The sequence below is a fragment of the Sphingomonas melonis genome, from assembly GCF_013409985.1.
Lineage (GTDB): Bacteria > Pseudomonadota > Alphaproteobacteria > Sphingomonadales > Sphingomonadaceae > Sphingomonas > Sphingomonas melonis_A.
On record NZ_JACCBY010000012.1, the window covers coordinates 26,038 to 32,936 of the forward strand.

Sequence of the window (6,899 nt, forward strand, 5' to 3'; positions counted from 1 at the left end):
CCATGGCTGCCGTCGCAAGCCGGCCGCTAAACGGCGGATGAACGCGGCATTCCGGCCCGGTTCAGCCCGACTCGCCTAGATGGGATGCAACACGCTCGCCGCTCTGTGCGTTTGGACCAGATACTCCGAGCGTCGTGTTAGAGGAGGTTCGACGTGATGAAGACCGTATTGAAGAAAGCAGGTCTGGGTCTGGCGCTCGCCGCCACTGCCCTGACCGCCGCCGCACCGGCGGAGGCGCAGCGCTGGGGCGGCTATCGCTATCACCATCGCGGCAACGGCGGCAATGTCGCGGCGGGTGCGCTGCTCGGCGGTATCGTCGGGCTCGGGATCGGCGCGGCGATCGCGGGCAACAACCGCGACCGCTATTACGATCGCGGCTATTATTACGATGCGCCGCCGCCGCCGCCGCCGCCGCGGGTGGTCTATCGCGAGGAATATTATGCGCCGCCGCCCCCGCCGCCGCGTGTGGTGGTCCGTGAGCGCTATTACGACTACGGCCCGCGTTATGGATATGGCTACGGCTATTAAGTGCAGGCAACGGTTTCGTCGGGAAGGCGGCACGGGCTTCGGTCCGCGCCGCTTTTTCGTAGCGGGGCAGGACCGTTGGCGCTAAGCGCGCGCCATGACCGATACGCCCCCCGATCGCCTGTCGACCGATCCGTCGAGCCCCTATTTCGACCAGGCCGCGCTGGAGCGCGGCATCGGCATCCGCTTCAAGGGTGCCGAACGCCGGGATGTCGAGGAATATGACCGCCCCGCCGGCTGGATCCGCGTCGCGCTCGGCAAGAAGGTCGACCGCCACGGCCGTCCGCTGACTCTCAAGCTGTCGGGCGAGGTTGAGGCGTGGTTCGAGCGGCCCGCCGCGGATGCCGCGGGCGAGGATGCCTCCGAGGGCTGAGCCCGGCTTCAGGACATGCGGATGGCGCGGGGGGTGACTCCCGGGCCTTTTTCTTTGGCCGGGATCGTCAGCCTGCGGCGGGCGGGGGGCGGAGCGCCGCCCAATCGCCGGCGATGGCGTCGAGCGTACGACGCGCGGCGTCGAGCGCACCGGGCTTGCTCCTGTAATGTGTCTCGCGGCCGAGCCGTTCGGCGGTGACGAGGCCGGCGTCTTCGAGCACGTGCAAATGCTTGGTGACCGCTTGGCGCGTCATGCCGGCATTGGCGGACAGACGCGCGATCGAGCGGCCGGGCCCGCTGCGCAGGATGATGAGCAGCGACAGTCGCGTCGGGTCCGCTAGTGCTGCGAACAGGCGGGCGGCCTGGATCGGCTTCGGCATCGGTGACGTGGGTGGCATCGGCAACCTTCTGGTTGCGACCCGTGCAACCGGGAAGTTGCTTATGATTGGAATGGGCTATGCGCAACCCGCTCGTTGCCTTGAATGCCGGTGGCGGCAGGGCGCATGACATCTTCGATAGAACGCCTAGCGTGTAGTAGATGCGACCGAGCGGACGGCATGGCAAGAGATGTTAGGCTTGCCAGACTTGCTCCGGTACTGGAGCAGCATCCGGGACTTTCTACAAGCGCGACAGTGGCGGTCTTGCGCTTCCGAACTTAGCCCGTCACCCCGGACTTGTTCCGGGGTCCACTCTGCGACGAGGAGAAAGGCTTGGATCGACACCGTTCTCTTGCGGCTGGGTGGACCCCGGAACAAGTCCGGGGTGACGAACCTGATGAGGAAGCCGATCGAACCTCACCACGTCAGCTAAATGCATTCGTCCTGCCGTTGCGGGGGAGGACGTATTCCTAATTCCGAAAGTGGATCCGCCCCGGGAGTTGCGATCGGCATCAGGCGTCGTTCCGCTTGGCCCTGGGCTCCTGCGTGCTCAGGAGCACGTCACGCAGGCCTTTGACTTCCTTGGCGTGACGAGGCGGGTTTTACCGGTGTCGTCCCTCGCCGCAGAAGGCTAGCCTTGCGCTTACGCCGTTTCCAGCGCTTCGGTCGCCTCCAGCCATGTCGCCTCGGCCGCCTCGATCTGCGCCTGCACGTCGGCGCGGCGCTTCATGAGCTCGCCCATCGCCAGCTTGGCGTAGCGCGGTTCGGCGGTCTTGGGATCGAACATCGCGCGGTCGATCGCGTTGCGGTCGGTGGTGAGCTTGGCGATCTCCGCCTCGCAATCGCGGATCGCCTTGCGGCGCGCCTTGTCGGCGTCGCGGTCGATCGGCTTACCCTTTTCCTTCTTCGTCTTGGTCTCGGGCTGTTTGTCGCCCGCCAGCACGAAGGCGATGTAATCGTCGAGGCTGCCGTCGAATTCGCGCGCGGTGCCGCCATCGACGAGCACCAGCCGGTCGGCGGTCATTTCGAGCATGTGGCGATCGTGGCTGACCAGCACGACCGCGCCGGTGTAGGAATTGAGCGCCTGGATCAGCGCCTCGCGCGCATCGACGTCGAGGTGGTTGGTCGGCTCGTCGAGGATCAGCATGTGCGGCGCGTCGCGGGTGATGAGCGCCAACGCGAGCCGCGCCTTCTCGCCGCCCGACATCTTGCCGACCTTGCCGACCGCCTTGTCGCCCGAGAAGCCGAAGCGGCCGAGCTGCGCGCGTACCGCCGCGGGGCTGGCGCCGCGCATGATGCGGGTCATATGCTCCAGCGGCGTATCGTCGGCGTCGAGTTCTTCCACCTGATATTGGGTAAAGTAGCCGACCTTCATTTTGCCGGACGCGTTCATTTCGCCGTCCATCGGCGCGAGCTGCGCGGCGAGCAGGCGGGCGAGCGTGGTCTTGCCGTTGCCGTTGCGCCCGAGCAGCGCGACGCGGTCGTCGGGGTCGAGCCGCATGTTGAGCCGCTTGAGGATCGGCGTCTCGGCATAGCCGACGCTCGCCATGTCGAGCGTGATGAGCGGTGGCCGCAATTCGCTGGGATCGGGGAAGTCGAACGACAGCGACGGATCGTTGGCGAGCTCGGCGATCGGCTGCATCTTGGCGAGCATCTTCTGCCGGCTCTGCGCCTGTTTGGCGGTCGAGGCGCGGGCCGAGTTGCGCGCGACATAATCCTGCAGCTTGGCGCGCTGCGCGTCCTGGTTGGCCTTGGCGGCGGCGAGCTGCGCCATCCGCTCGGCGCGCTGGCGCTCGAAACTGTCGTAGCCGCCCGCGTAGAGCGTGATCTTGCCGTTCTGGAGGTGGAGGATGTGATCCACCACGTTGTTGAGGAAGTCGCGCTCGTGGCTGACGACGACGATCGTCGCCTTGTAGTTGACGAGGAAATCCTCGAGCCACATCACCGCCTCGAGATCGAGGTGGTTCGAGGGCTCGTCGAGCAGCAGCAGGTCGGGCTGCGAGAAGAGCAGGGCGGCGAGTGCGACGCGCATCTTCCAGCCGCCCGAGAAACTGTCGAGCGGGCGCTGCTGCATATCCTCGTCGAAGCCGAGGCCGAGTAGGATCTGCGCGGCGCGCATGGGCGCGGTATAGGCGTCGATCGCGATGAGGCGCTCGTAGACGTCGCCGAGCCGGTCGGGATCCTCGCTCGTCTCCGATTCGATCATCAGCGCGGCGCGCTCCTTGTCGGCGGCGAGCACCGTCTCGAACGGCGTCGCGGTGCCCGAGGGCGCCTCCTGCGCGATATAGCCGAGGCGCGCGCCCTTGGGCATGTCGGCCGAGCCGTCGTCGGGTTCGAGCATGCCGGCGATAACGCGGACGAGCGTCGACTTGCCGGCGCCGTTGCGGCCGATCAGCCCGATCCGCCCGCCGGGCGGCAGCGCCGCGGTCGCGCCGTCGAGGATCGTGCGGCCGCCGAGGCGCACGGTGATGCCGTTGAGGTTGAGCATGCGCGCGCTGTAGCAGATGTTGCGGTGCAGCTAAAGCGGTGGTGCGAGCGGCGTGCGGAGGTGCGGATGGAAGATGGTTCGCGCAGAGGCGCAGAGGCGCAGAGGGGGCATGCCCGGCGGTCAGCCTTGTCGGCCCCCATCGCCGTTTGCCCTGAGCTTGTCGAAGGGCCCTGAGTCTCACCTGCCCTTCGACAGGCTCAGGGCGAACGGTTGGGGGTGAGCGGCGACGGGCTGCGCCTTCGCATGAGCCTTATAGCGTCCGGATCAGGCGGGACGCTTGTGCTAACCACGCTGGTGAGGGGATCGAGGTCGGGCGGGCGTTTGGGGTTAGGGGCAGGAGCAGGAGCGCGTCGCCGTCGAGGCCGATCAGGCGGGCGAAGAGGAAGCGGCCGGCGGGAAGCGGCAGGAGCACGTCGCGGTTGAGCGCCTGACCGAATTGATCGGGGACACGCAGGTCGCACCAGATCGCGTCGCCAGCGCGATAGTCGCCGACGCTGCCGGTGACGCTGATCGCGACGCTGCCCGCGGCGGGCTGCGGTGGGACCAGCGTCAACGACTGGCGCGGTGCGTGGGCGCCGTCCGCGTCGAGCGTCGCGGCGACGGGCAGCGTTGCGCGGTCGGGTAAGGTCACGAGATCGGCGGGGGCGACCTCGAGCGCGGCAGCGATGCGGTTGAGCCACGCCACCGACACCGTGCGAGTGCCGGTTTCGAGCCGGCCGATCGTCTGCGCGGTCGTCGGCGGCACGCAGCGGCGGCCGACCTCTTCGAGGGTGAGGCCCTTGGCGCGGCGCACTTCGCGAATGGCGGTGATCATCTCGGCTCCTTAACCGCTGCGGTTATTTCTCTGTCCTACAAAGCTGACGTTGTGGCAAGTGGTATGCGACTCGGAGGGAAGGGCAGATGCGCGAATTGGTCGAACGGACGGTGGGGCGGGGGCGGAGCGTGACGGTCAACGTCGCCGAATCGCCATTGGGCTGGCTGCGCGCGCGCGGGCTGGTCGATGCGCGCCAGTTCGAGGCGGGGGAGCGGCTGCGTGGCGATTACGAGACGGCGTCGCTCGGGCCGCGGGTGACGATGCGCTGGGCCGCGCGCGTCGACGGCGGCGGCGAGGGGCTCGACCCGACCACCGCGCAGATCGCGGCGAAGCGCCGGTTCGATGCGGCGCTGGCGGCGGCGGGGAAGGGGCTGGCCGATGTCGCGTGGCGGGTGATCTGCGCCGGCGAGGGGCTGCCCGTGGCGGAGAAGGCGCTGGGCTGGCCGGCGCGGGCCGGGCGGCTGGTGCTGACGCTGGCGCTCGACCGGCTGGCGGATCATTATCGTTTGCCGTGACCGTCGCCGCGGGTGTATCGGCGCCGCCAGACGAGAACATAAGCGGGCCATAGGGCCGCAACGGGATGGATGTGGTGCGGTTCGACTTCGTGAAATGCCATGGCTCGGGCAATGATTTTCCGCTGATCGACGCGCGCGCGCTCGATCTTCCCGCCGCGGACTGGGCGGCGGTCGCGCGGGCGCTGGCCGACCGACGCGGGCCGGTGGGCGGCGACGGGCTGCTGCTGCTCGGCCGGGGTGATGCGGATCACCCGTTTGCGATGAAGATGTTCAATTCGGACGGCAGCGAGGCCGAGACGTGCCTGAACGGGCTGCGCTGTGTCGCGCGGCTGGGGTTCGAGCGGCTGGGGATCGATGCGGCGCAGGTGAAGCTCAAGACGTCGAGCGCCGCGGTGGTGCGCGACGCCGACCTCGCCCCCGGCGTCTATACGGTGCGCGAGACGGCGGGGCCGGCGGGGCTCGACGTCGCCGCCTGGCCGCTGCATGGCGTGGGCGAGCGGATCGTCGAGGCGACGGTACCGCCGCTCGGCAGCGGGCGCCTGTTCACCGCGGTCGCCATGCCCAATCCGCATCTGGTGACGTTCGTCGATGCCGTCGACGAGGCGGAGCTGGTCGCGATCGGCACGGCGTGCGAGGCGGCGCCGGACTGGCTGCCCAACCGCGCCAACGTCTCGTTCGTCGAGGTCCGCGGGGCGGATCTGTTCGTGCGGACGTTCGAGCGCGGCGTCGGCCTGACCGACAGTTGCGGCAGCGCGATGGCGGCGTCGGCCTTTGCCGCCTGCCTGACCGGGCGGCTCGGCTATGACGCGTCGATCACCGTGTTCAACAAGGGCGGGCTGGTGCGCGCGCAGGTCGCCCGCGATGCGATGGTCAGCCTGTCGGGCAATGCGACCTGGGAATGGCATGGATCGGTGAGCGTCGATGTCGCGGCGGAACAGGCGGGCGAGCTGATCGTCCACGGCCATGTCGATGCGGAGATCGCCGCCTGGTCGCGGCTCGCCGATGCGGCCAGCCGTTGACCCGGCCGGGCGGATCGACGGCGGCGCGGCCGGCCCCCCATTGATCGCGGGCATTGCCGCAACCCTATAGGCAGCGCGATATTCGCTATCGCTTGGAAGTAACGGACATGCGCGACGACACGACCTATTTCTACGCACGGGCGGAAACCGAACTGGAGCTGGCGCAGCGCGCCACCCACCCCGAAGCCGTCCGCGCGCATTATATCATCGCCAACCATTATCTCGACCGCTGCTATGGCGGCGGCGATGCCGCGACTGACGGGGACGGCGCGCGCGACGCGGCGGCCGACGGCGGCAACGCGGAGGGCGAGGGCAAGGGCGATGCGGCGGGCGAGGCGCCGGAAAGCTGAGGTAAAGAGGCTGAACCCTTGACCGTTCTGTTCGTTGAGAGACGCGGACAAGGGCGGCAATCATGGACGGCAGCGGCACCCGCAAGGACGATGACGACGAACTGCCACGCGGGCAGGATGCTAAGCTGCAGCCGCTCGGCCAGGCGCTGCGCGCGACCTATGACGCCGACAATCACGCGACCCTGTCGAAGGATGTCACCGGGCTGATGCTCGACCTGGCGCGCGTGCCGTTCGAACCGCATGAGTTCGAGCCACTGCTGGTGCCGCACCGGAACCCGCTGCCGCGCAGCTGGCTGGCCCGCATGCGGCTGGCGCTGCGCTCGCGGGCGGCGGCGCGGTCGCGTTAGGTGCTGTCTGCATTCATGCTAGCCAGATCATGGCACATGCGAGATGGACGAAGCCCATGAAGGCGGAAATGGTCTTCTCGCATCGCAGGGCG

9 protein-coding genes are annotated in these 6,899 nt (G+C 68.5%); 6 read left to right on the top strand and 3 right to left on the bottom strand.

The annotated features are described in order from the left end of the window. Positions 1–156: 156 nt before the first annotated feature. Together HD841_RS20310 and HD841_RS20315 are read left to right on the top strand one after the other, a co-directional pair. A complete protein-coding gene (locus HD841_RS20310) occupies positions 157–528 on the top strand; it encodes a hypothetical protein (protein WP_179510723.1) in 372 nt (123 codons plus the stop codon). A 94-nt stretch (positions 529–622) separates the two neighbouring features. Further along, a complete protein-coding gene (locus HD841_RS20315) occupies positions 623–898 on the top strand; it encodes a DUF3297 family protein (RefSeq protein ID WP_179510724.1) in 276 nt (91 codons plus the stop codon). Positions 899–965: 67 nt separating this feature from the next. Here HD841_RS20315 and HD841_RS20320 read toward each other — a convergent pair whose 3' ends face one another. The 3 genes from HD841_RS20320 to HD841_RS20330 form a co-directional block, all read right to left on the bottom strand. Beyond that, a complete protein-coding gene (locus tag HD841_RS20320) occupies positions 966–1,295 on the bottom strand; it encodes an ArsR/SmtB family transcription factor (RefSeq protein ID WP_179510725.1) in 330 nt (109 codons plus the stop codon). Positions 1,296–1,917: 622 nt separating this feature from the next. After that, positions 1,918–3,762 carry an ABC-F family ATP-binding cassette domain-containing protein gene (locus HD841_RS20325; RefSeq protein WP_179510726.1) on the bottom strand — a complete coding sequence of 615 codons (1,845 nt, stop codon included), beginning with the start codon at positions 3,760–3,762 and terminating at the stop codon, positions 1,918–1,920. A gap of 250 nt (positions 3,763–4,012) precedes the next feature. After that, on the bottom strand, positions 4,013–4,576 hold the full coding sequence (locus HD841_RS20330; RefSeq protein WP_179510727.1) for a helix-turn-helix domain-containing protein: 564 nt from the start codon (positions 4,574–4,576) through the stop codon (positions 4,013–4,015). A gap of 86 nt (positions 4,577–4,662) precedes the next feature. Here HD841_RS20330 and HD841_RS20335 point away from each other — a divergent pair, with 86 nt between their 5' ends. The 4 genes from HD841_RS20335 to HD841_RS20350 all read left to right on the top strand — a co-directional run bounded on the left by HD841_RS20335 (position 4,663) and on the right by HD841_RS20350 (position 6,807). Continuing rightward, positions 4,663–5,091, top strand: a complete 429-nt coding sequence (locus HD841_RS20335; protein ID WP_179510728.1) for a DUF6456 domain-containing protein — start codon at positions 4,663–4,665, stop codon at positions 5,089–5,091. A gap of 74 nt (positions 5,092–5,165) precedes the next feature. After that, positions 5,166–6,110, top strand: a complete 945-nt coding sequence (gene dapF / locus HD841_RS20340) for a diaminopimelate epimerase (protein ID WP_179510729.1) — start codon at positions 5,166–5,168, stop codon at positions 6,108–6,110. Positions 6,111–6,217: 107 nt separating this feature from the next. Further along, the gene (locus HD841_RS20345; protein ID WP_179510706.1) at positions 6,218–6,460 is read left to right on the top strand and encodes a hypothetical protein; all 243 of its coding nucleotides are present in this window, start codon (positions 6,218–6,220) and stop codon (positions 6,458–6,460) included. Positions 6,461–6,522: 62 nt separating this feature from the next. After that, positions 6,523–6,807, top strand: coding sequence for a hypothetical protein (locus tag HD841_RS20350; protein ID WP_257015876.1), 285 nt, complete (start codon positions 6,523–6,525; stop codon positions 6,805–6,807). Positions 6,808–6,899: the final 92 nt, after the last annotated feature.